We start from the raw sequence: 23,967 nt of genomic DNA, 5'->3' as shown, positions 1-23,967 counted from the left end.
TAGATCAGCTTTTGGTCGCATCATAAGAAAGGTCGTTTCCGTCAGTCCAACCTGCGTTTTTCGCTCCGCGTTCAACCACTCGTTCACGAAAGATGTCTGAAATTTTTTCAGCGTCTCCGGCCAGCAAAGCCTTTGTTGAACACATTGACGCACATAAAGGTAGTTTGCCTTCTGCGATTCGATTTGAGCCGTAAAGCATTTTTTCTTTCTCAGAGTTAGGCGGTAAATCTGGGCCACCTGCACAGAATGTACATTTGTCCATTTTCCCTCTTTCCCCAAATGCGTTTTGTTTTGGAAACTGTGGTGCGCCGAACGGGCAAGCGAATAAACAATAGCCACAGCCGATACACAAATCTTTGTTATGTAAGACGATACCATCTTTAGTTTGAACAAAACAATCGGCCGGGCAAACGGCCATACAAGGTGCATCGCTGCAGTGCATGCATGCTACCGAGATAGAGTTCTCACCTGGCTCGCCTTCATTTAAGGTAACAACACGACGACGCTGAATACCCCATGGCACAGCTTCAGTATTTGCGTTTTTACATGCCGTCACACAACCATTACAGTCGATACAGCGCTTGGTATCACAAAGGAATTTCATTCTTGCCATTTTAGTGCTCCTTACGCTTTGCGAATGTTACATAGAGTTACTTTCGTTTCCTGCATCAAGGTAACAGGGTCGTAACCGTAAGTGGTTGCCGTATTAGCCGCCTCACCGATAACGTAAGGGGCTGAACCTTCAGGATATTTATCAAGAAGACTCTCACCTTCGAATTTCCCACCAAAATGGAATGGTAAGAATGCTAAACCTGGTTTTACACGCGATGTAACCATTGCTTTCACCTTAATACGCCCGTTTTCTGCACCTTCAACCCAAACGTCGTCTCCATCTTTAAATCCAAGATCGTTTGCGTCTTTCAAGTTCACTTCTACAAACATTTCTTGTTGAAGCTCGGCCAACCAAGGGTTAGAACGCGTTTCTTCACCACCACCTTCGTACTCTACTAAACGGCCAGAGGTTAGAATAATCGGGTATTCTTTCGCTTTATCCTGCTCTTGGATTGATTTATACAATGTAGGTAAACGGAAGATAGAAGCCTTATCGTCCCATGTTGGGTAATCTACAAGTAAATCTCTTCTTGGTGTATAAAGAGGTTCACGATGCAATGGCACACGATCCGGGAATGTCCACACAATTGCGCGAGCTTTAGCGTTACCAAACGGAATACAACCGTGTTTAATCGCCACGCGTTGAATCCCACCAGATAAGTCAGTCTTCCAGTTTTTATCTTCTGCCGCAACTTTCTCTTCTGCCGTTAGGTCATCCCACCATCCAAGCTGTTTGAGCATTTTGTCAGTAAATTCTGGATAGCCGTCTTTAAGTTCACAGCCTTTCGAGTAGCTATCTACCGCCAGTAGGCTTTGACCTTCAAATTCAACACCGAAACGTGCACGGAAGTTACCACCACCTTCAGCAACGGTCTTAGACGTGTCATAAAGTATGTGAGTACCTGGGTGTTTCATCTCAGGTGTACCCCAGCATGGCCACGGTAACCCGTATGTTTCGCCATTTACTGGACCACCAACCGCTTCAAGTGTATTGAAATTGAATGTATGCCAGTTCTTCTGATGGAGTTTTAAGCGCTCAGGGCTTTGACCTGTATATCCAATCGTCCACATGCCTTTGTTGAATTCGCGAGTAATGTCTTCGATTACAGGCTGGTTGTTCTCAACTCGGATGTTTTTGAACAGAACATCTTCATACCCAAGTTTTTTCGTCAATAGGTACATGATTTCGTGGTCAGGTTTCGAATCAAATAGTGGTTGAATAACCTGATCACGCCATTGAATTGAACGGTTTGACGCTGTCACACTACCGTGTGTTTCAAACTGAGTCGTAGCAGGAAGCAAGTAAACGCCATCAGTACGATCGTTCATTACCGCAGCAACGGTTGGATATGGATCAACAATCACCATCATATCCAGCTTCTGCATTGCTTTTTTCATCTCTGGACCACGGGTCTGAGAGTTTACTGCGTGTCCCCAGTAGAACATGCCACGAATATTGGCACGTTGACGTATTTTATCTGTTTGTTCTAGAACACCGTCAATCCAGCGAGAGACAGGAATACCTGCGCTGTTCATTGGCTTTTGACCAGCGTAAGTATTGTTATCAAAGCGGTTTTTCACCCACTCGTAATCAAGATCCCAGACTTTCGACCAGTGACGCCATGCGCCTTCCGATAAACCATAGTAACCGGGTAACGTGTCAGATAGTACACCCAGATCTGTCGCGCCCTGCACGTTATCATGGCCACGGAAAATGTTCGCACCACCACCCGATTTACCTAAGTTACCTAATGCGAGTTCAAGTATGCAGTATGCACGAGTATTATTGTTACCTGTCGTGTGCTGGGTTCCTCCCATACACCAAACAATAGAGCCAGGGCGATTTTCTGCTAGAATTTTGGCGGTCTTGTAGACTGTCGCTTCATCCGCTCCCGTCACGTTTTCTACAACTTCAGGGCTCCATTTTTCTACTTCAGCACGAATTTCGTCTAAGCCAAACACTCGCTGGTAAATGAACTCTTTATCTTCCCAATTGTTTTTGAATACATGCCACAACACACCCCAGATAAAGGCAACATCAGTGCCAGGACGAATTGAAACATAGTGATCGGACTTGGCAGCTGTTTTTGTGCGACGTGGGTCAACAACAACAATCTTACAACCATTGGTCTCTTTGGCTATAAGAATGTGCTGCATCGCAACAGGGTGCGCTTCCGCTGGGTTCGAACCAATAAACAATATGGACTTGCAGTTGTGCATATCATTGAACGAGTTGGTCATCGCACCGTAACCCCAAGTGTTTGCAACACCGGCAACGGTTGTTGAGTGACAAATTCGCGCTTGGTGGTCAACGTTGTTGGTACCCCATAACGACGCCATTTTACGGAACATGTACGCTTGTTCGTTGTTGTGTTTTGCACTGCCTAACCAAAAAATTGAGTCAGGACCTGATTCTTCACGAATCTTCAGTGTCTGCTGGCTGATTTCTTCTAATGCTTGTTCCCAAGAAAGCTTCTTCCACTTACCGTTTTCAAGTTTCATTGGGTACTTAAGACGACGTTCGCCATGGCCATGCTCACGCAATGCAGCGCCTTTTGCACAGTGGCCTCCGGCATTGAACGGATGATCGAATGCGGGCTCTTGGTCAGTCCACACACCATTTTGAACTTCAGCGTAAACACCACAACCCACAGAGCAGTGTGAACATATAGTACGTTTCTGCTCAACCTTTGCTTCTGGATCGACACTTTTTGCTTGTGCTTTTTTCATCATGCCCGGTGCAAATAGGCTTGTACCCACAACAGCGCCACCAGCAGCGAGCGAGGAGTTTTTCATAAACGAACGGCGTGAAATGCCAAGCTGATTCGTTTGCTTGCTCACACTGTCGGAGCGTTTGACTAATTTCATTCGTTATCTCCTAAAGTGTGTTGTAGTAATCACGAATATGTTGCGTTTCGCGATACCCTGTCTTCTTCACGTCTTTTTCAGAGGTCTCAACCGTTTCTGAAGCGCTTGCCACTCTTGTTGTTCCAGCGACAACCGCACTAGCTACGGCTGCAGTTGTTAAGCCTTTCAGGAGCTCCCTGCGGCTTGTGTTTATTTCTTTATTATCTTTCATCATTGCTTCCTTACCTTACGGTAGAACTGTGGAGACTTATGCCTCTCTATCGATATGTCCAAGTACTACTCGATTACTCGTAATCAGTGACATTTTTCACATCAATCTTTAATTTGTGCTTACTGCTTTTGGTATTTACGCTAAAGCGCACTTGCTCTAGGGTTAAGAATGCTTCACACAGTTGGGCAACAGGCTTGTAGAAGTTCGCGCTCTGTGCCTTTTCAAGTTGACGAGTAAATAAGGCAAACCAAGGGGCGATGTGTTTGTTGAACACCGCTTGTTGTAGCGCTTCATCTTCCCCTGTAAGCATCGACATCACTTCGCAAAGTGCAGCAATGTGATCTTCTGGCTCTTTCACCTGCTCATCGCGCTCGATACCAATCAATGCTAAATCCCGACGGATTTCTGCTAATGGTTTTTCCATTAACGATCCAGTTAAATGCCATGAGCTGAAAGGCATCACTTCGCCGCGGCCAATACCAATAAAAAGATTTTGGTATTCGTCTTCTAGATCTTCATGACTTGATTCTTTCGCCGCTTGCTGCAGTGCGACCCACGCTTTTTGCATCGCACTTTCAGATGGTTCAATTTCTAACGCCGTCAAAAATTCAATCATTTCTGGTGTTGGTGCACTGCGACAAAGGGCTGAAAGAACTAAGTAGATCTCTGCTCTCAGTGTTTGTTCTTGTTCTAGTTGCGTATTCACTGCAAGCTCCTAGTATTTCAATTGTTTCATTGGCTCTGCCGCCATCGATTCAAACATATCGATCACACGACAGTCTTCACACATGGCAATACGGTTAATCGCGGCTTCGTCCGAGAAATGAGAGTGACCACGTAACTTATTCTGTAACATATCAATCATAGTCTGTGGTGCGAAAGGTTTATGGCAACGCACACATTCCGCTGCTTTTTCCTCATGAATTACAACTGCTTTCTGGCGTTCTTCTTTCACCCAATTCATGCGAGGTATTAGCGTCAGAACATTTTCAGGACACGCTTTTGCACATAAGCCACATTGAATGCAGTCTTGTTCGACGAATTTAAGCGATGGCGATTGACCGTCGGTATGTAGAGCACGTGTTGGACAAACCGCCACACAACTCATGCACAACGTACAATCTTTGCTCTGGCAAGAAACATTACCGTATGGAGCGTTCGCTGGCAGTTCGACTATGTTCTCTACAGGAATTCGAGAAGAAGACATGGCATCAAGCGCAGTAAATAGGCGTTGACGCTTATTGCCTTGCAGATCGCCTAGAGCAAGATCGAATGAATCTGTGCAAAGTGTCGGCGGACCTTCACGTAGCGATTCCAAGTAAAGGATATCGATGGTCTCTTTGGCGATACCAAGTTGATCCAACAGATGTTGCGCGATCCCCACTTCGTTGTTCAGAATACGAATAATCGTTTGTGGCATAAAGCGAGAAGCCGCGAACAACACTTGTGTCGCGCCATTCACCAACGCAGCGAACCAAGTATCGATACCGATAGAAGGTAGCTCTTCCACCACAATTGGTATCACATTATCTGGCAGCATTTTCAGTGCCATTACATTGTAGCTTTCATGACGAGAACTACAGATAATCACGATAGGATCAAGTCCACCAGCAAGCTCATAATTAGCGAGCATACGCTCGATAAATTTTTGTGTTTCTTCTGGATTTGGCAGCGCGTAATGGATTGCTTCGGTCGGACAAGCTGTTGCACACGTACCCACACCCTGACATAGGTATGGGTTAATCTCGATACGATGACCGGTCTTATCGCTACCTTCACTTGATAGTGCGCCAGCAGGACAAGCATCCACACAGCGCTCACAACCTTTTACGCCACGAGAACTGTGCGCACACAGGTCAGTGTCCAGACGGAAGAATTTTGGCTTATCAAACGTACCCATTAACATTGGGATTTCTTCTAGCGCTTCTGCCAGTTTTGGATAGCCGCGTCCTACTGGGTAATAGCCCGGAACTGGAACCTCTTCTGACATACAGCTGCTTAAACAAAGATCGAGAACAACATCGAAACAATCACTATTAATAGCGACTTTTGCTAGGTTGCTTGTTAGACCGTTTTTTTCGATAAGCACTTCAAACGTACCTAGAAAACCAGAAATCTGAACCGAGTTTGCAAAGTAAAGTTCTGGATTAGAACCTTTCTCTCCATCGGTAGAAAGCAGTGTCAGGCTGTTCATTTGAGATAGCTGTGCGGCGGCACTCTCGATGATGGCTGTCGGTCCAACAATCAGTGTATTACCGCCACTCTCGTAGCTCACCGTTGGTGGAATAAGATTGGTCAACTCTACGGTATTCTCAAACGCATATAGACGCGCTTTACCGTTATTGGAAGTTGCTTGTTCTAATAGTTGTTTCAACATTGCTCAGTTCCATTTATACGTATGGATAGTTTCTTCCATCTTTCATTGTAGTTAGCGCAGGTGATTCTGCTGATTAACTCGGCAGTAACTACCCCTTTAGGTAGCACTTCATGGGTTATCAATGCCTAATAGGCAACTTTTCTAACTTCAAAAAGAATAGTAATGAGCAACAGGATGCAAATGTCGCGCCAATTAAATATCGCTTTATTTTCAATTACTAAGCTATTCACCTTGAACATTGTAGGAATAAAAAAACCGACTGGGACATTTTGTCGCAGCCGGTTCATTGAGCGTTTGGTCAAAATGTACCTATTCTTTATGAGGTATATTTTGTCCCACCTCTTCAGGTTTCATTTTGTCTCTAGTGTATCACTTTCACCAAACACTGTTTTTATATCCAGGTCTTTTTGTTCCTCAGGGATTTCGCCACCTTCGGTTGGTTCTGCATCAGTCGCTTCAATGTCACTTTTTTCATTAAATTCGGATAGTTGTGAATCTTCTTCTGCTGGTTCTTCTTCAGTTTTCTCTTTCACCCAATCACGAAGTGTTTCTGCAACGCCTTCAGAAAGCGACTTTAGGTTACTGTAGTCATCGTCGTAATCATCCAAACCATCACGAACGTTAAACTCTTCTGATAAGAACATCTTACGCAATGCTGCTTTCTTAACACTCTCTGAAGCCTTAGACACCAATAGCTGCGCTACGGACACCTCTTCAGGATCGTTTGATTCGCTTGAGGCCTCTTGAGCTGAAGCACCTAGTGTCTCCGCTGCCACTGCTTTCGTTTCAGTATTTGGTTCTTCTTGTGTTTGTGCTGTTTCTGGTTCAATAAGTTTATTAGACTCCACAACCTCAGCGTCTTTAAGTTCGGTTATGGATTCTTCTAATTTACGTTTCGACCAACGGCTAAAAAAATTAGTTGCCATTTGCTCTGCCCGCTCCTTTTCGTTTCTTACGTCTTACTTCTAACAATTCACCGTGACGACCAATAAAGGCTTCCATCCAAGCTTGAACGGCTAACGGCATATCATTGGATAATACTAAGTTATCGCCATCCATATATTGCGCAGCGACAGTTTGAGACGCTGTAATTAATTGAATCGTTGGTGTATCACTAGAATCAAGATTGTCCATAACCAAGAAAAGCTTCGGCTGCTGTGAGCTCAGGTTAAAGCGATAATCGGTGCGTTCATCTTTATGCAGCTGTAATAAGCACACATGTTGAGTGTCTTCGGTTGGATAAATTTCAAACCTCGTCAATTGCCACTGCGTCGTAACCCAAATACCCGTGCTTATCTCATGCTGTACGAGATCGACACCTATCGACCACAAATCTTCATTTTTTACGAACTGCTTCTTATCCGACATAATTCACCCAATTTGTTCTATGTTGACTTTAAGACAGAAAAGGACATGTTGTACTTTGCTTTCAACCATTTTAGCGGTAAAAAGCAATATACGCGCCAAACTGAGCTCAATCTTCACTAAGCTCATAAATTCAAAACTAGTAGAAATTCAAATATTACCTGTGTCATTGCTGCGATATCGCGGAATTAATTCATAATCGTACCAATGCCTCGCAATTTCCCGCATTACAGCTATTTTGGAATGAGAATTGCTCTGTAAGTAGCGTTAAGACGAATAGACCCATTAATGAGAGCGTTCATCGGCTCTCTCATTCATTAGGACATGACTGTGGTAAAACCAAACATTATTAAAACCAGTGAAAATCCCCTACAGACCATCGAAGTAGAAGTGTTTGACGAATACGGCGAGAAGCTGACTAAGCAAATCGCGTGTGAGCGCCCTCTTACCGTGATGTTGAACTGGAAGGAAGTTGTTACGCTAATGACGCTTGGCTCTCGCCCTGAGGCTCTTGTGTTGGGTTATTTAAAGAACCAAAGCTTCTTGTCTGATTCTAAAGCGATTGAATCCGTCATCATTGATTGGGAAACACACTCGGCTGCGGTTATTACTAAAGAAAATACCGAACACCTAGAGGGCGCGCTTAAGAAGAAGACTGTGACCTCTGGTTGTGGTCAAGGCACTATGTACGGCAACGTGATGAAGCAGCTCGAAGATTACCAAGTGCCTCAAGTGCCATTGAAGCAATCTGAAATCTACGCAGCGCTTGAAGCGTTAACGCATTACAACGATACCTACAAAAAAGCTGGTGCAGTGCATGGCTGTGCGGTGTGTAAAGGTAATGAAGTGCTGTCTTTTGTGGAAGATGTTGGTCGTCACAACGCGGTTGATACGTTGGCTGGAGAAATGTGGCTTAACCAAGAGACGGGTGAAGATAAAATTTTCTACACAACTGGCCGCCTTACATCAGAGATGGTGATTAAAGTCGCACAGATGGGCATTCCTGTTCTGTTGTCACGTTCTGGTGTGACACAAATGGGTCTGGATCTGGCGAAGAGATTTGGTATTACCACCATTGCTCGTGCAAAAGGTCTTCGCTTCCAAGTGTTCACTGGCGCAGAGAAGGTTGCTTTTGACGTAAAAGGTGAACAATAACCTTTTTCGTCTTCTAATTAATTTTACCGAGTACATTGAGGCTTATTCAAATGGATGTGAACGATGAACAGCGAGCGACTATTGAATTACCTACTGACTCCCAGTAGCATCATTCTGTCGGTGCTGATTACGCTCGCCCTTGTTGGTATAGGCACTTACCTCAAGGGACAATTCAAAGAATAAACGACATAAAAAAAGACCTCGCTAAGGAGGTCTTTTTCTTTAAGCTAACAAGCAATATTAGTGGTCGATACCACGAGATTTTAGGAACTCAGAGTAAGTGCCTTTAAAGTCTGTGATTTTACCATCGCGGATTTCGATGATACGTGTTGCTAGTGAGTCTACGAATACACGGTCGTGCGATACGAAGAACAATGTACCTTTGTACTGCTCTAGTGCCGTGTTCAATGATTCGATCGATTCCATGTCCATGTGGTTGGTTGGTTCGTCCATTAACAGCATGTTTGGTTTGTGCATCATTAGCTTACCAAGCAGCATACGACCTTGCTCACCACCAGACAGTACTTTTACTGACTTCTTAATGTCATCTTGGCCAAACAACATGCGACCTAGGAAGCCGCGAACAACTTGCTCGTCGTCACCTTCCTGACGCCATTGCCCCATCCAATCGGTTAAGTTCATGTCTTCCGCGAATTCATGAGCGTGGTCTTGTGCGTAGTAACCGATGTTCGCGTTCTCAGACCATTTGAACTCACCAGTACGTGGTTCTAGTACACCAGCAAGTGTGTTCAATAGGGTTGTTTTACCCACGCCGTTCTCACCGATGATAGCAACGCGCTCGCCGACTTCGAAAATTGCATTGAAGTTAGCAAACAGATCGTCTTCAAAACCTTGGCTTAGGTTTTCAACAATCAGAGCGTTACGAAATAGCTCTTTTGATTGTTCAAAACGAATGAATGGGTTTTGACGGCTAGACGCTTTCACTTCATCAAGTTTGATTTTATCGATTTGCTTAGCACGAGATGTCGCTTGTTTTGCTTTTGATGCGTTTGCAGAGAAACGTGCCACGAACGTTTGAAGTTCAGCAATCTGCGCTTTCTTCTTCGCGTTATCAGACAGTAGACGTTCGCGAGCTTGAGAAGCCGCTGTCATGTACTCATCGTAGTTACCTGGGTATACACGTAGCTCACCGTAATCCAAGTCAGCCATGTGGGTACATACTGAGTTTAGGAAGTGACGGTCATGCGAAATGATGATCATAGTGCAGTTACGCGCGTTTAGCGTGTCTTCCAACCAACGGATCGTATCCATATCCAAGTTGTTGGTTGGTTCGTCTAGTAGCATTACGTCTGGGTCAGCAAATAGAACCTGCGCTAGAAGCACACGAAGCTTCCAACCTGGTGCGACTTCGCTCATTAAGCCGAAGTGTTGCTCCATTGGAATGCCCACAGCAAGAAGAAGCTCACCCGCTTTTGCTTCTGCCATGTAGCCATCCATTTCTGCAAACTGAACTTCAAGATCAGCCACTTTCATGCCATCTTCTTCACTCATTTCTGGCAAAGAGTAAATGCGGTCACGTTCTTGCTTCACCTCCCACAGTTCTTTATGGCCCATGATTACTGTATCAATAACCGTGAACTCTTCGTATGCAAACTGATCCTGGTTTAGTTTTGCAACACGCTCGTTTGGATCGTAGCTTACGTTTCCACTGGTTTGCTCAAGCTCACCACTTAAGATCTTCATGAAGGTTGATTTACCACAACCGTTAGCACCGATTAAGCCGTAGCGATTCCCGTCCCCGAACTTAACTGAGATATTTTCAAATAGAGGCTTCGCACCGAATTGCTGCGTAATGTTATTTGTAATTAGCATATGACTACTATGTGGGAAATGTGATTTGGAGCGCATTATATGCGTTATTGAACCGTAAAGACAGTTAAGAAACGACAAAAGACTACTCAGGGTACGATGACCTAAGCGTGCCTATAAGTAACGACCAAGACCCCTTACTCTAATGCTAATAATAACTACACTATACCCAGGCATCTCGAGGTTACTTGGGTATATATACAACCATTATTTAGTAGAAGCGGGAAAGAATGACATAAGTTTACTAACCAATAACGCACTCGCTATACCAATGCCACTTTCCAGAAATCGCATACTCGCATTCTGAAACGGATTTACATCAGACATAGTCGAAACAATAATGATGACGGAGAATGTCACACACGCTAATTTAATATGTTGTGTAACGTGGAATAAGCTGCAGACAAACACGGTAAGTCCAATAAGCAAAGCAAAACTTATGATATGAAATGGGATAAACCCTAGATAAATCGTTGCAATCACGCCGCCAATAAATGAACCAATTAATCGATTCTTCGCTGTGCTTAGATTTTGCTTCCAACTATCCGCCTCTATTACAATCACACCTGAAATGACAGACCACATTCCCCCTAACAAAGCCGTGCTAGGGTAAATCCATAGATTGATGTAATAGCCTAATGTAAAGGCAATCAACCCCATCAACATATAGCGAATAGAAAGACGTAAATGCACATTCATCGATAGGGTTCCTACTTTCTAGGTGTCTTCCGGTTTTGATATTAGACCGATACTATCAGCATCAATTTGTTCTTCTTTCAAAATATTTTGTTTATGTTCACTTGCGATATAAGTGTACATGACGGGAAGAACGAACAGAGTAAACAATGTACCGACTGCAAGGCCAGCAACGATAACTAACCCAATATTGTAACGTGAGGCTGCCCCTGCTCCTGTGGCAAAAAGAAGTGGTATTAACCCGGCAATCATTGCCGAGGTCGTCATCAAGATAGGACGCAATCGAATCGTGGCAGCCTCCAAGATTGCATCATGTTTTGAGGCCCCCTTGAACATTTGCTCTTCTCTTGCGACCTCACACATGAGAATGCCGTGTTTAGTAATTAAACCCACTAAGGTAATTAAACCAACCTGCGAGTAAATATTGAGAGAGGTCTCTCCTGATATATGTGTCCAACCTAACGCAATTAATGCCCCACTAATGGCGAGTGGTACGGTGATCATTATCACTAGAGGATCACGCACACTTTCAAATTGACTCGCTAATACAAGAAATATGATCGCGAGTGCTAAAGCAAAGGTTAAATAGAGCGAGCTTCCCTCTTCAACAAATTGTCTAGATTCACCCATAAAATTGTAATTGTATCCCGTAGGAAGATCGGTTGTGGCCAACTGTTCAAAAAATGCAATCGCATCTCCCATCGCGACGTTGGGTGCAGGGACGGCTTCAATTGAAATCGAATTCATTTGGTTAAAGTGAGGCAGAGATTTTGCCTGCCCTTCAACGGTATAACTGACTAAACTAGAAAGTGGGACTGCTCTTCCATTTTGTGCAGTTACATAAAACTCCTCGATGAGACTTGGGTTGTCACGAAACGAACGCTCGACCTGAGGGATCACTTCATAAGAACGGCCATCGATATTGACACGATTAATGTAACCGCCTCCCATCATCGTTCCGAGTGTTGCCCCAATTTCTTGCATCGTCACACCATAAGCGCCTGCAGCCTCACGATCGACATTTAAACGAACCAAACCCGAGTCGTACTTAAGGTTCACATCAGTGTAAACAAATAATGGGCTCTTTTTTGCTTTATCTAACAGCTTGTTACCAATAGCATATAACGTCTCAAAACTCGCTGGACTGGTAATAACGAATTGAATCGGTAAGCCTCCGGAAGCACCTGGTAATGAAGGCATTTGGTACGTTGTTGCTTTCATACCTGGTATTTTTTTTATTTCTTTGTTTATGTTGGCTGATATCTCTTTTTGGCTAAGGTTTCTTTCACTCCAAGGAATTAACGGGGCAATCGCCAAACCTTGACTGCTGGTAGGCACGCCGATTAGTGCCAGTGATGCTTCAACTTGAGGTTGTTTTGTTACAGCATCATTCACTAGCTGCATGTTTGCTTGAATATAATCGTTATTCGATGTCGATGGTGTTGAACCGATAATGACGGCAACGCCCTGATCTTCATCTGGCGCTAACTGGGATGGGATGAAACTAAATATGATTGGCAGGGACACAAGCACCAGCAAAGCAAATAAAACCACTGCGGCTTTACGCTCTAATACCGTTAACAGCACTCTTTGGTACGTGACGGTGATTTTTCCAAGTACCCTTTCAACCATGGATTCGAACTTACTTGGCTGTGCGTGGGCTTTGAGCATTTTAGAGCACATCATTGGAGAGAGTGTTAACGCTATAAACCCAGATATAACGACCGCACCAGCCAGCGTAAGCGCGAACTCTTTAAATAATGAGCCGGTTACGCCACCCATTAGTGCAATCGGAGCATAAACCGCCGCCAGCGTGATAGTCATTGAAATAACAGGAACCGCAATTTCTCTTGTCGCTACTAAAGCCGCTTGAAAAGGGTTCGCCCCCATTTTGATGTGCCGTTCGACGTTTTCAACCACCACAATGGCATCGTCAACCACAAGTCCTATCGCCAGTACCATGGCAAGGAGTGTCATCAAGTTCAAGGTAAACCCAAATGCTTGCATGACAGCAATAACACCAATCAGTGATAACGGTATGGTGACAATAGGAATAATCACAGCACGAAAAGAGCCTAGAAACAAAAGAATAACGACGACAACAATCAACGCCGCTTCTACTATGGTCTTTATCACTTCATTGATTGAGTCTGTAATTGCTAAGGTTGAGTCATAAATCAATGTCGACTGAATAGTATTGGGTAAGTTCTTTTCAATGGATTTAAATTGTGTGCGGACGCCTTGAGCGACATCTAGTGGGTTTGCTGTTGGCGTTGCGTTGATACCAATGATAACGGCCTCTTTACCGTTCGCCAACGCCCTGGTTCCATCACTGCTTTTACCAAGAGTAACGTCCGCAACGTCTTGCAGTTGAACCACTTGCCCATCACTGCTTTCAATAACGAGGCTCTTCAAACCATCAACGGTATCAACTTGGGTATCGATCGTGCCATTTAAGATGGTCAAATAACTATTGAACTGACCCACCGCTGACTGATAATTATTTTGCTGAAGCACATTAACCAAATCACTGGTGGTAAGGTTAAATTGCCCCAATTTCTCTGGATCGGGCCAAATTCTAAGAGCAAATGGCGTTCCCCCCATCATCTGAATGTTTGACACCCCATTGACAGTCGATATCTGTGGGTTAACCACCCTTTCGAGGTAGTCTACTATTTGGCTCGAATTCAATTCACTACTATAAAACGATATGTACATGATCGACGTTGTTGAGCCGGTTGAAGAGGTTACCGATGGATTATAGGCCTCTCTAGGAAGTTGATTAGAAACAGAATTAATTTGAGATAGTACGCTAGATAATGCTTCTTCCGGGCTTGTGTTCAACATCATGTTCAATGTTATAGTAGAAGAACCAAGTTGACTCGTTGATGTCATAAAATCTAAATTATCAACTTGCGATAACGCCTGCTCTAAAGGTTGTGTTATAAACCCCTCAATAAGCTCAGCGTCTGCACCTGGATACGGAGTTGTCACCGTAATCACTGTGTTTGTCATTTCTGGGTACTGGCGAACTTGTAGATCTTTCAATGCATTGAGCCCTAAAAGAAGCAGTAAGACACTCAGTGAGGCAGCCATCACGGGACGATGAATGAAAATGTCAGTAAAATTCATGATCGCACTCCTAAAGCTTAGGCATTTTATCTGGCGTGTTTATCGGGTTTGCTACAATATTCACTTTTGTGTTGTTGCCCAAATTCAAAATCCCTGTTGTGACCACTTGTTGATCAAATTTTAAATCGCCCTTTATTAGCGCGAAATTTCCATCTCTCTGCAGCACTTCAACCGTGATTTGTTTGACGCGATGGTCACTTCCATCTTTCTCTACAACAAAAACGGAATTGCCGTAAAGCGCAAACACAATGGATGTTTGGGGAACAACAAATTGTTTTTCTAGATCACTTAACGAAATATTCACATCTGCGAACATACCGCCAATTAGGGTTCTGTCGTCGTTCGGTATCTCTGCCTGAATCATAACTAAGCCAGTTTTGTCATTAATTACTGGTTCTATCGCGTTGATTTTTCCCTCATAGGTTTTCCCTGGATAAGACTCAACACTCAGCAAGATTCGCTGCCCTATCTTTAAGTGACCAATTTTCGATTGAGGCACGCTAAACCTGACTCGCATAACAGATAAATCTTCGAGTCTTACGATATCAGTACCAACAGATACGTATTGCCCAAGGTTGATGTTCCGAATACCTAGCTTTCCATCAAAAGGCGCGCGAATTTTACGTAACTCAATGTTAGCTTTTAAACTTTCGATGTTCGCTAATAAGGCTTGATATTTCGCCTCTGCGGCTTGTAGGCTTTGTTCTGAGACAGATTTTTCACGATAGAGCTTTTTGAGCCTTAAATAGTCATTTCTAACAGAGGGCAATTGCACCTGTTGTTCTTTTAACTGTGCTTGTTGTACCTGATCATTTAAGGAAACCAATACTGTCTTTGCACTTACGCGTTCGCCGTTTTCAAAATTAATTTTAGTCACGATTCCAGAGACTTCATTCGAAACATCAACACCTTGATATGGCTCAATAAATCCAATGGCTTTAATATTTTGAGCCCATACCGTAGGTTTTAATTGCTCAACCGTTACGGGAAATATAGGTTCGGGTAAGTTTGCTATCTTCGTTTTAATCTTGTTGTTCACAAACAAATTAAAACCAATCACACTCCCGAAGGCAAGAACAGCGATAATAATGACACCAAAAATCCATTTTTTCACTATAACCTCCTAATGATTAAAGTGATTTTAAAAAATAATATATGTTAAATTCAAATTTAGAATTTGACATATATTAAAATACAGTTCAGTTTTCACTATTATTAATTCTCTCATTCTTCTATAAACCAAGAATGGGATCCACAGGGTTACGGAAAAACTTATAACGAGAATCGGTAAATAAGCGGTAGATGCATTGCCTCCACCTAACTGCGCAGGTGGAATAAACGATATACCAAGTGCGACGCGCGACACATGAAATCATATTAGCCCCCCCCCATTTCTCTCCGTGTGACTTACCTGCCCAAGTGTAGACGCCACCTTTACCCCCCTCTAGCCTTGCCATTTCTGCGGCACACAATGCAACAGTAAGAAAGCAAAATAACCCAGCAACAACAAAATAAAAGACTAATGAAACACCTGAAGATGCAAAGGTTGGATATTCATAAATCGTCTCCACCATCGTTGCGCTTAAGGCAAAGAACCCAAACAAACTAAGATGCTTGCGACTATTTACCGATTCATTCACTGTCAAATTCCTTATGAAATCTAAACGCTTATTTAACTGGCTAAAGTGTAGTTCATTTTTCTGTATACAAATAATTCTGTCGCATTTTAAATGACCTAGTATCTCTATGTTTATCCAGAACCATCACGAACTTTTGTTATCTTTATTAACTCACCAAGAATCTTCGTCATGAATTTGCAAACCCACATATGCCGACTACAATTTTTCTGAGTTTAAACTCAAAACCATTAATATTGAGGTGAAATATGAAAGTTTTAGCTTCGGCCATTAGTGCATCGTTCATTCTTATGGGTACACCCGTGCTTGCTGACAATCACACCAACGCTGCAGACATGGATTGCAGCGTTTTACTAGTGCAAGACTATTCTGTGATTCCCGTTGCCGTAGGTTACATTGTGTCGGCTCACAGTATCACCGAGATTGATCAACTCGACCCTGTAGAAATCGACGATATTGTTGAAGGTTGTCAAAAGCAGCCTCAAGCGAAGGTCAGTGAAATTGCAAAAAAAGAAGTTAATGATTAATGCCTTAGTGCTATTTCTATTTTAAAAAATTTATGCCATACAAAAAGAAATGAATTTTGGTGCTACTTTTATCGGTACCAACGTTCATTTCTTTCATTGTCTATCTAGCACCTATTTTTTTACTTTTTATCCGCGAACCATTGCTTCGTTCATGAAAAGGAATTCCTATGGCTCTTCATAAAAAATCCACTCTTAAGGGATCACTGAAAGATGATGTTTATTCATCGAAAGACTTGTCGATTTCAGTGCCAAAATATCGAATTCCAGATGATGAGCAATCGGCAACCCATGCTTATCAAATCGTCCATGATGAACTCATGATGGACGGTAATTCACGACAAAACTTGGCCACATTTTGTCAGACCTGGATTGACGAGGAAATCCATAAATTAATGGACGAGTCCATCGACAAAAACATGATTGATAAAGATGAGTACCCGCAGACTGCTGAAATTGAATCCCGTTGCGTACACATGCTCGCAGATTTATGGAACTCGCCAAGCGCCGACAATCCTATGGGATGCTCGACAACGGGATCCAGCGAGGCGGCCATGCTTGGCGGGATGGCATTAAAATGGGCTTGGCGTGAGAAAATGAAAAAACTGGGTAAACCGACTGACAAGCCAAATATGGTTTGTGGCCCTGTTCAGGTTTGCTGGCACAAATTTGCTCGTTATTGGGATATTGAACTCCGTGAAATTCCAATGGAAGGCGAACGACTCATTATGACCCCTGAAGAGGTCATTAAACGCTGTGACGAAAATACGATTGGTGTTGTCCCTACACTTGGCGTCACGTTTACTTGTGAGTATGAGCCAGTAAAGGACGTATGTGACGCTCTCGACAAACTTCAGCATGAAACCGGCCTAGATATTCCAGTCCATGTCGATGGCGCAAGCGGCGCATTTCTGGCTCCATTTTGTGACCCAGACTTGGCTTGGGATTTTCGCTTACCACGCGTGAAATCGATTAATGCTTCTGGGCATAAGTTTGGTTTGTCCCCACTTGGCGTCGGTTGGGTTGTATGGCGAGATGCAGAGTCACTTCATAACGATCTGATTTTTAACGTAAACTACCTCGGCGGCAATATGCCCACTTTTGCGTTAAACTTCTCTCGCCCTGGTGGCCAAATTGTCGCTCAATATTACAATTTCCTACGCCTTGGTAGAGAGGGTTACACTAAGATCCATCAAGCCTGTTATGACACTGCACAGTATATTGCAGGAGAAATCAATAAGATGGGTATGTTTGAGATTATATACAATGGTAAGGGGGGAATACCTGCATTGAGTTGGTCGCTCAAAAAAGGGGTCAATCCAGGCTTTAACCTCTATGATCTATCCGATCGAATTCGCTCAAGAGGATGGCAAATTGCGGCATACGCAATGCCTGCTGATAGAGAAGATCTTGTCATCATGCGTATTTTGGTTCGTCATGGCTTCAGCCGAGACCTTGCGAATCTAATGCTAGCTGATTTACAGCATTGTATTGATTTCTTTGAGAAGCACCCAGTGGTCAACGGTAGTGATGCCGATTCTTCGACAAACTTCAATCACGGTTAAATTTTAATTCGTAACGCCAATTCAACAGGGCAGTTTTTTACTTCCCTGCTTCACCTTAATTGAAACATCACGGTAAGTCTCTATTTACCATATAGCGGCTTTTGAACACTATTGAAATCGTTTTGGCCTGCATTACAATGCTCAGTCGATGATGAACATTATTTCTTCACTAGTGGGTTGTAGGCGGTTCTATCGCCATTAGCTTTATATTCGAGTTTGCTTATCGTAATAGCCTTAGCACAAGCCAAGAAGTGAGTGCCTTGAGTCTTTCAACGATTCGACGTTATGTATGGAGCGCGATCGTTGCGCATGCTTGCGCTGACCGATGACATCATTAAGATGCCGAACACCATTTTTTTAAGTGAAGTGGTGGTCAGTGGTAACTATGGTGCACTGGATATGCAGGTGGTGATTCCTTTCTACGTTGACATGAATGAGTTCAAGAAACACCGCATCACCCCGCCAAAAATTGCGGTGCATACAGGTTAAGTTAAACAAACCACCATAGTAAGTTGATACACAAAGGGTCAGCGATAACACTGACCCTTTTTCTTTGAGTGACCGACGCGATTTGTTAGGTGACGATTTCTAAACGTCTATTGCCACAGCCATGTTAGGCAATATTCGTTACTTCAAGCAGTAACTCAGCCTTCTTAGGGAGATAAATACTGAATGTACTACCCTTACCCCATTCCGATTCAGCCTTTAGCTCACCACCGGTTTGACTAAGAATACTTTGTGAAACCGAAAGCCCTAATCCTGTTCCATCGCGCTTAGTGGTATAAAACGGCGAGAAGATACGCCTTAGGTTCTCAGGTTTAATGCCACAGCCTTCGTCAGTGATATGAATCGCCGCGCCTTTTATCTCACCATCTTCAATCCAATCTTCGCTGACAACCGTCAGCGTTCCTTTGCCATCCATTGCGTGGATGGCATTCATTTGAAGATTGACCAAAATTTGCAGTAGGTGATGTCGGTTCACTTCAACAGAAGTATGCGCATGTAGATCAGTTACAAACTCAATATCGCGTTTTTTTGTGCCCGTTTTTACAAGAGTGATACTCTCATCAATAATTGGATTGATGTGCTGCCAGGTAATTTCATCTTGCACGCCGCCTTGGCGACTGTATTGCAGTAGACTTCGAGTAATGTTTCGGATACGGTCAATCTGAGTATGTATCGCATCCAGTTCTTCTTGAACCCGTTTAGCCTCGACGCCCAGTTCAAACTGGATCAACTCAACGTTACCCAATATAACGGCACTTGGGTTGTTAATCTCATGAGCGATACCGGCCGTTAACTCCCCTAATGCAGCGAGCTTTTCATGTACGACTAGCTTATTCCTAGTTTGGTTAAGTAACTGAATGTGCAGCTCTAACTCCGCAGTTTTCTCCTCTAAACTCGCGGTACGTTGCTGTACTTTCCTTTCCAACTCATTTGCAGCAAACTGAAGCTCATTTTTCTGTTGCCTTAACAAGTCCAGCATATTATCAAACTGCTTTGCCAATTGAGCCAACTCATGTTCGTCATTAAGGTCTAGTGGACCAATACGCGTTTCTTTTCCAAGTTGAATCATCTTTACTACACGATGAATGTGCTCAATCGGATTAAACAGTTCCCTAGACCCCCGATAAACCATTATCCCAGACACCACCAACAACAACATAGTAATAAAGCTGATCTCAACAATATTAGTCATGTACGCTTTAACGAAAGGCCACATCAGATAGCCGGTATACAACATGCCTATGACATTGTCGTATTGGTCTCTGATCGGCTGGTAAGCCGTGATGTACCAAGCGTCATAGACATACGCTCGATCTACCCACTGCTTTCCTTCACTTAAAACGGTGTTGTAAACCTCCGAACTGACCCGCGTACCGATTGCACGACCCAAACGTTGATCGCTATCCAAAGGGACATTGGTACTGACGCGAAGATCGTCAAGAAAAACCGTCAGCGTGCCGACAGGGCGTAGCCAGTCGTTGTCACTCAGATAGATAAGATCGCGAATTTGATCAACCAAAACGGTGCTGTTATTTAGTAAGATGCCGCCATCTAAAAAGCCGATTAAATCACCCACTTGGTTATATACTGGGATCACCGTACGGCTAACCAAACCCCGAACTTCAACTTCACCGTTTCTTAAAATTGGAACTTCAGCCCACTTCGCTAAATCTGGGTCGAGGCGCTCGAGTTCTGATTTATCGAGTACATCAAAGAACGACTCACGTTTGGTGAGATCCATAAAGCGCATTTTATTCTCAATAGAGTTCACACGCTGGAATGACAAAAAGTCTAAATCATAGCGTTGCTTCTGCTTCGTTACCCAAGTTTGTAATTGCGCCGTTGGCATTCCCTGATTCACCCGTGTTCGAAAACCATATGAATCCGCAAACGAATTTACGTAATTCGCTTGTTTCTGCTGTAAAAGAGTGATGCTGTTGTTAGCAACGCCAAGACGCTCCGACACATCAAGCAACGCATTTTGCCAAGTGTAATGAATAGACCAATAAACGGTAATACCAATCAACGCGATCAAAGTAAGAAAAATCGGCGCTGACGTCAGCATCAACAACCGATAGCGCACCATCGTTTTAAAACGGTGCGACCACTTTGAAACGCCGGTGTAGTAAGAGTTATTCGGCATAATCCTCATCCTCGCCATCCCACTCTTTGTATTTACGTTCCAGCGTTTTACGTGCTACGCCCAAATCACGAGCCGCCGCCGATTTATTGCCTTCGTGTAAACTCACCAGTTGCTGTATATGGGCTTTTTCTACCTGTTTGAGCGTCCAACTATTTGGATAACCTTCTCCTGTAAACGTTATCTTTTCTTTGAACGTTGGTAACTCCGCACTGTTGGAAACGGTAACCGAAACATTGGGAAGTACGTGACCACCGTTCAGTTCACGCCAATGGTGCGCCGGAGGTTTGCCTAACAAAATGCAGCGTTCGATCAAGTTTTTAAGCTCACGGATATTACCTGGCCATTCATATTCAGTCATAGCCTCCATGTCTTCATGGGCCCATTTAGGCGCTTGCATACCCAGTTCACCAGTCAGCATATTGCTGAAATAAGGGACAAGCTCTAGCAGATCCATTTTACGCTCTCGTAGCGGACTGACTTCTATCTTTAGTACGTTTAAGCGGTAATACAAGTCACTACGGAAGTTACCTTTATTAACCTCTTCTTGAAGATTACGATTGGTAGCCGCAACGATGCGAACATCAATACTGACCTCTCTTTCAGAGCCAACCGGACGGATGCTTCGCTGCTCTAATACGCGCAGCAAAGAAGCTTGCATCGACAGTGGCATTTCTCCAATTTCATCTAAAAATAGCGTGCCACCGTTAGCAACACGGAAAAGACCTTCCCGAGACTTCTTCGCCCCTGTAAATGCACCAGACGTATGGCCAAACAGTTCACTCTCTAACAACTCTGGAGCGATCGCTCCGCAGTTTAGTGGTACAAAAGGTCCTGAGCGTTCACTGGCTTGGTGAATGCCTCTGGCAACCAACTCTTTGCCAGTCCCGGACTCGCCTTCAATAAGTACCGAAGCACGAGAAGGCGCAAACTGTGTGATCAATTGTTTAAGCTGACGAGTCTTTTCTGAGCCACCGATGATTTCGGAAGTATAATGACGTTGATAATCACGCTTCATCGCATATTGCATGCGTTCGTTCAAACGACGATCCATACAGCGAGCAACCGCTTTCAACATTTGTTCAAGATTAAACGGTTTTAGAATAAAATCCGAAGCACCAAGTTGAAGGGCGCGAATGGCGGTTTCCAGATCGGCATAACCTGTCATAAAGATGATGTCTGCACGTTTGTCATCATCTTCAAACGCTTCTTCCCATTCAATTCCTGAACGTCCCGGTAAGTTGATGTCCAATAGAATCAAATCATAGTGACGTGAGTTACGTAATGATTCGGCTTCTTCAATACTGCCAACGGTATCGACATGGGAAAAAAGTTTGCCCAGTGCCTTTTTAAGAATAGCTTGCATGCCCAATTCATCATCAACAACCAGTACTGAAAAAGCATTGTATTGTTGGTTTGTACTAATATGGGAGTGAGTAGACATATTTACCCCAGTTGGAATCTTATGGGACAGAGTGTACCAATTTTAAAACGATACGCTCTATAATGAGTGAGACATTTTGTACCAACATAAGATTTAGTGCAAACAAGTCCATCAATTCGAGCGTAATTCGCACATATTTAGATTATAAAATGTTGGCATTTTGTTTGCTTAGCTTGTTTGCTATAAAGATTTAAAGCCATATGAGAATGCGAATTTCTTTTTTGCCATCGCGGAGTCTCGTCTTCTAACGTGGCTTGTGATTTGAGCGCGCTTTGACACTCTAGCGTTAGCTGAATGTTCCTCATACCCATAGAAAACAGAGAATCATTGGAAAGGAAACAACAAAAATGAATAAAATTGCGCTAACTTTGGCCGCAACGTCAATCACACTTGTAAGCTACTCGGCTATTTCAGCTCAAGAAGGCGAACATATTCGCCTGGCAACGACAACCAGTACTTACCACTCTGGTCTTTTAGATTACTTACTTCCACAATTTGAAAAGGACACAGGTTACAAAGTCGATATCATCGCAGCAGGTACTGGTAAAGCGCTGAAAATGGGTGAAAACGGCGACGTTGACTTAGTAATCACACACGCACCAAAAGCAGAAAGCGTGTTTGTTGAGAACGGCTATGGAGTACTTCCGCGCAAACTCATGTACAACGATTTTGTTATCGTAGGCCCTAAATCGGATCCTGCTCAAGTTAACGACGACAAAACGGTCTTCGAGGTTTTCAAAGAGATTGCTGATAAAGATGCGATCTTCATTTCTCGTGGCGATGATTCAGGTACCCATAAAAAAGAACTGGGTATCTGGGCACAAACGAAAATGGAACCTAGCTTTGGAGGCTACCGCAGCGTAGGTCAAGGTATGGGGCCAACGCTAAACATGGCGGCAGAGATGCAAGGTTACACCATGTCAGACCGTGGTACATGGTTGGCTTATCAAAATAAGTTGGATCTTGTAATCTTATTCCAAGGCGACAAAGCACTGTTCAACCCATACCAAGTTATTTTGGTGAATCCTGAGCGTTACCCAACCATCAATTATCAAGGTGCGAAAGCATTCAGTGATTGGCTGGTTAACCCTCGTGGTCAGGAACTAATTAATAGCTTCCGCCTAAATGGCAAACCGTTATTTGTCGCAAATGCTGAGAGCCAATAACGCAGTATGAATCTTGCTGATACGACGCTAGAAGCCCTGCGCTTATTAGTGAATTTTGATGCAGACCTATGGGAGATCGTTGCGGTCTCCTTTAGTGTTTCTATTACGGCAATATCTTTAGTGGTGTTGCCATCAATCTTGGTGTCTTTCGTTCTCGCCTACACCGACTTTCGTGGTAAATGGTTTTTGCTGTCGCTCGTAAACACCTTGCAAGCCGTACCGACCGTTGTGATTGGTTTATTGCTTTACATGTTGCTATCGCGCGCAGGCCCTTGGGGAGGTTGGCAAATGCTGTTCACCCAGAAGGCCATGATATTGGGTCAAATGATCATCTGTTTCCCCGTGCTAGTGTCGATGATGCACGGTGCGTTGCAATCGAGTGATCGCCGCGTTGTTGAAACCGCCATTACGTTAGGCGTATCTATGCCACGTATCGCTACAACTATGATCTGGGAGACTCGCTTTCCTATTATGGCAGCGGTCATTGCTGGGTTTTCACGCATCGTAACGGAGGTTGGCTGCTCAATGATGATTGGAGGCAACATTATGGGTGTGACACGAAATATACCCACTGCAATTGCATTGGAAAGCAGCAAAGGTGCGTTTGCACAAGGCGTTGCGCTCGGAATTGTATTACTATCGTTAGCGTTAGCGCTGAACTTCCTCTTATCAAGCATGAGAGGTAAAGGCTATCTAAGAACATGAAGCAAGCAATCGACTCGCCTTCAACCCAATATA

18 protein-coding genes and 2 pseudogenes are annotated in these 23,967 nt (G+C 43.7%); 6 read left to right on the top strand and 14 right to left on the bottom strand.

All coding sequences use genetic code 11. The annotated features are described in order from the left end of the window. Positions 1-4: 4 nt before the first annotated feature. From fdh3B to AK966_RS12295, 7 genes and pseudogenes are all read right to left on the bottom strand, one after another. Positions 5-613, bottom strand: a complete 609-nt coding sequence (gene fdh3B, locus AK966_RS12325; protein ID WP_099077993.1) for a formate dehydrogenase FDH3 subunit beta — start codon at positions 611-613, stop codon at positions 5-7. Between the two features lie 11 nt (positions 614-624). Then, positions 625-3,480, bottom strand: coding sequence for a formate dehydrogenase subunit alpha (locus AK966_RS12320; protein WP_099077994.1), 2,856 nt, complete (start codon positions 3,478-3,480; stop codon positions 625-627). Positions 3,481-3,490: 10 nt separating this feature from the next. Further along, positions 3,491-3,691: a twin-arginine translocation signal domain-containing protein gene (locus AK966_RS12315; RefSeq protein WP_172438040.1), complete on the bottom strand. Its 201-nt coding sequence runs from the start codon at positions 3,689-3,691 to the stop codon at positions 3,491-3,493. A gap of 73 nt (positions 3,692-3,764) precedes the next feature. Next, entirely contained in the window at positions 3,765-4,397 is a 633-nt protein-coding gene (locus AK966_RS12310; protein ID WP_099077996.1) for a molecular chaperone, read from the bottom strand. 9 nt (positions 4,398-4,406) lie between these two features. Continuing rightward, entirely contained in the window at positions 4,407-6,068 is a 1,662-nt protein-coding gene (locus tag AK966_RS12305; protein WP_099077997.1) for a 4Fe-4S dicluster domain-containing protein, read from the bottom strand. 309 nt (positions 6,069-6,377) lie between these two features. Continuing rightward, positions 6,378-6,994 (bottom strand): annotated as a pseudogene (locus tag AK966_RS12300) (DUF3306 domain-containing protein). Further along, on the bottom strand, positions 6,984-7,436 hold the full coding sequence (locus tag AK966_RS12295; protein WP_099077998.1) for a DUF3305 domain-containing protein: 453 nt from the start codon (positions 7,434-7,436) through the stop codon (positions 6,984-6,986). The pseudogene AK966_RS12300 and the gene AK966_RS12295 overlap by 11 nt, the downstream one beginning before the upstream one ends. 327 nt (positions 7,437-7,763) lie before the next feature. Between AK966_RS12295 and AK966_RS12290 the strand changes: the two genes are divergently transcribed. Further along, positions 7,764-8,588: a formate dehydrogenase accessory sulfurtransferase FdhD gene (locus AK966_RS12290; protein WP_099078138.1), complete on the top strand. Its 825-nt coding sequence runs from the start codon at positions 7,764-7,766 to the stop codon at positions 8,586-8,588. Between the two features lie 240 nt (positions 8,589-8,828). Here the strand turns inward: AK966_RS12290 and AK966_RS12285 are convergent, their stop codons facing one another. From AK966_RS12285 to AK966_RS12265, 5 genes are all read right to left on the bottom strand, one after another. Further along, positions 8,829-10,421 (bottom strand): ABC-F family ATPase, encoded by a 1,593-nt coding sequence (locus AK966_RS12285; RefSeq protein WP_119464245.1) that lies wholly within the window; start codon positions 10,419-10,421, stop codon positions 8,829-8,831. Positions 10,422-10,625: 204 nt separating this feature from the next. Beyond that, positions 10,626-11,117, bottom strand: a complete 492-nt coding sequence (locus AK966_RS12280) for an aromatic acid exporter family protein (RefSeq protein ID WP_099078000.1) — start codon at positions 11,115-11,117, stop codon at positions 10,626-10,628. A gap of 18 nt (positions 11,118-11,135) precedes the next feature. Beyond that, on the bottom strand, positions 11,136-14,246 hold the full coding sequence (locus AK966_RS12275) for an efflux RND transporter permease subunit (RefSeq protein WP_119464244.1): 3,111 nt from the start codon (positions 14,244-14,246) through the stop codon (positions 11,136-11,138). 10 nt (positions 14,247-14,256) lie between these two features. Further along, positions 14,257-15,360, bottom strand: coding sequence for an efflux RND transporter periplasmic adaptor subunit (locus tag AK966_RS12270; RefSeq protein ID WP_099078002.1), 1,104 nt, complete (start codon positions 15,358-15,360; stop codon positions 14,257-14,259). A 118-nt stretch (positions 15,361-15,478) separates the two neighbouring features. Continuing rightward, positions 15,479-15,886: an amino acid permease gene (locus AK966_RS12265; protein ID WP_119464243.1), complete on the bottom strand. Its 408-nt coding sequence runs from the start codon at positions 15,884-15,886 to the stop codon at positions 15,479-15,481. A 245-nt stretch (positions 15,887-16,131) separates the two neighbouring features. Between AK966_RS12265 and AK966_RS12260 the strand changes: the two genes are divergently transcribed. From AK966_RS12260 to AK966_RS12250, 3 genes and pseudogenes are all read left to right on the top strand, one after another. Further along, a complete protein-coding gene (locus tag AK966_RS12260; protein ID WP_099078003.1) occupies positions 16,132-16,410 on the top strand; it encodes a hypothetical protein in 279 nt (92 codons plus the stop codon). Positions 16,411-16,577: 167 nt separating this feature from the next. Then, on the top strand, positions 16,578-17,972 hold the full coding sequence (locus AK966_RS12255) for a glutamate decarboxylase (protein ID WP_119464242.1): 1,395 nt from the start codon (positions 16,578-16,580) through the stop codon (positions 17,970-17,972). Between the two features lie 282 nt (positions 17,973-18,254). After that, positions 18,255-18,410 (top strand): annotated as a pseudogene (locus tag AK966_RS12250) (mechanosensitive ion channel family protein); the annotation flags it as partial. Between the two features lie 175 nt (positions 18,411-18,585). Here AK966_RS12250 and AK966_RS12245 read toward each other — a convergent pair. After that, complete coding sequence (locus tag AK966_RS12245; RefSeq protein WP_119464241.1) at positions 18,586-20,622, bottom strand: HAMP domain-containing sensor histidine kinase; 2,037 nt, start codon at positions 20,620-20,622, stop codon at positions 18,586-18,588. After that, positions 20,612-22,063 carry a sigma-54 dependent transcriptional regulator gene (locus AK966_RS12240; RefSeq protein ID WP_099078006.1) on the bottom strand — a complete coding sequence of 484 codons (1,452 nt, stop codon included), beginning with the start codon at positions 22,061-22,063 and terminating at the stop codon, positions 20,612-20,614. The genes AK966_RS12245 and AK966_RS12240 overlap by 11 nt, the downstream gene beginning before the upstream one ends. A 347-nt stretch (positions 22,064-22,410) precedes the next feature. On the opposite strand from AK966_RS12240, the gene AK966_RS12235 reads away from it, so the two are divergent. After that, entirely contained in the window at positions 22,411-23,229 is an 819-nt protein-coding gene (locus AK966_RS12235; protein ID WP_119464240.1) for a substrate-binding domain-containing protein, read from the top strand. Between the two features lie 6 nt (positions 23,230-23,235). Beyond that, a complete protein-coding gene (locus AK966_RS12230; protein WP_099078008.1) occupies positions 23,236-23,934 on the top strand; it encodes an ABC transporter permease in 699 nt (232 codons plus the stop codon). Positions 23,935-23,967: the final 33 nt, after the last annotated feature.

The organism is Vibrio sp. PID23_8, from assembly GCF_003584965.1.
In the GTDB taxonomy this organism is placed as follows: Bacteria; Pseudomonadota; Gammaproteobacteria; order Enterobacterales; family Vibrionaceae; genus Vibrio.
The sequence above is the reverse complement of the archived record's forward strand: the minus strand, read 5'-3'. Positions and strand labels throughout refer to the sequence as shown.

Excerpts from the sequence above, each read along its gene's own strand:
- fdh3B (WP_099077993.1), bottom strand. The coding sequence starts at position 613 with ATGGCAAGAATGAAATTCCTTTGTGATACCAAGCGCTGTATCGACTGT.
- AK966_RS12320 (WP_099077994.1), bottom strand. The coding sequence starts at position 3,480 with ATGAAATTAGTCAAACGCTCCGACAGTGTGAGCAAGCAAACGAATCAG.
- AK966_RS12315 (WP_172438040.1), bottom strand. The coding sequence starts at position 3,691 with ATGAAAGATAATAAAGAAATAAACACAAGCCGCAGGGAGCTCCTGAAA.
- AK966_RS12305 (WP_099077997.1), bottom strand. The coding sequence starts at position 6,068 with ATGTTGAAACAACTATTAGAACAAGCAACTTCCAATAACGGTAAAGCG.
- AK966_RS12295 (WP_099077998.1), bottom strand. The coding sequence starts at position 7,436 with ATGTCGGATAAGAAGCAGTTCGTAAAAAATGAAGATTTGTGGTCGATA.
- AK966_RS12285 (WP_119464245.1), bottom strand. The coding sequence starts at position 10,421 with ATGCTAATTACAAATAACATTACGCAGCAATTCGGTGCGAAGCCTCTA.
- AK966_RS12280 (WP_099078000.1), bottom strand. The coding sequence starts at position 11,117 with ATGAATGTGCATTTACGTCTTTCTATTCGCTATATGTTGATGGGGTTG.
- AK966_RS12275 (WP_119464244.1), bottom strand. The coding sequence starts at position 14,246 with ATGAATTTTACTGACATTTTCATTCATCGTCCCGTGATGGCTGCCTCA.
- AK966_RS12260 (WP_099078003.1), top strand. The coding sequence starts at position 16,132 with ATGAAAGTTTTAGCTTCGGCCATTAGTGCATCGTTCATTCTTATGGGT.
- AK966_RS12255 (WP_119464242.1), top strand. The coding sequence starts at position 16,578 with ATGGCTCTTCATAAAAAATCCACTCTTAAGGGATCACTGAAAGATGAT.
- AK966_RS12245 (WP_119464241.1), bottom strand. The coding sequence starts at position 20,622 with ATGCCGAATAACTCTTACTACACCGGCGTTTCAAAGTGGTCGCACCGT.
- AK966_RS12240 (WP_099078006.1), bottom strand. The coding sequence starts at position 22,063 with ATGTCTACTCACTCCCATATTAGTACAAACCAACAATACAATGCTTTT.
- AK966_RS12235 (WP_119464240.1), top strand. The coding sequence starts at position 22,411 with ATGAATAAAATTGCGCTAACTTTGGCCGCAACGTCAATCACACTTGTA.
- AK966_RS12230 (WP_099078008.1), top strand. The coding sequence starts at position 23,236 with ATGAATCTTGCTGATACGACGCTAGAAGCCCTGCGCTTATTAGTGAAT.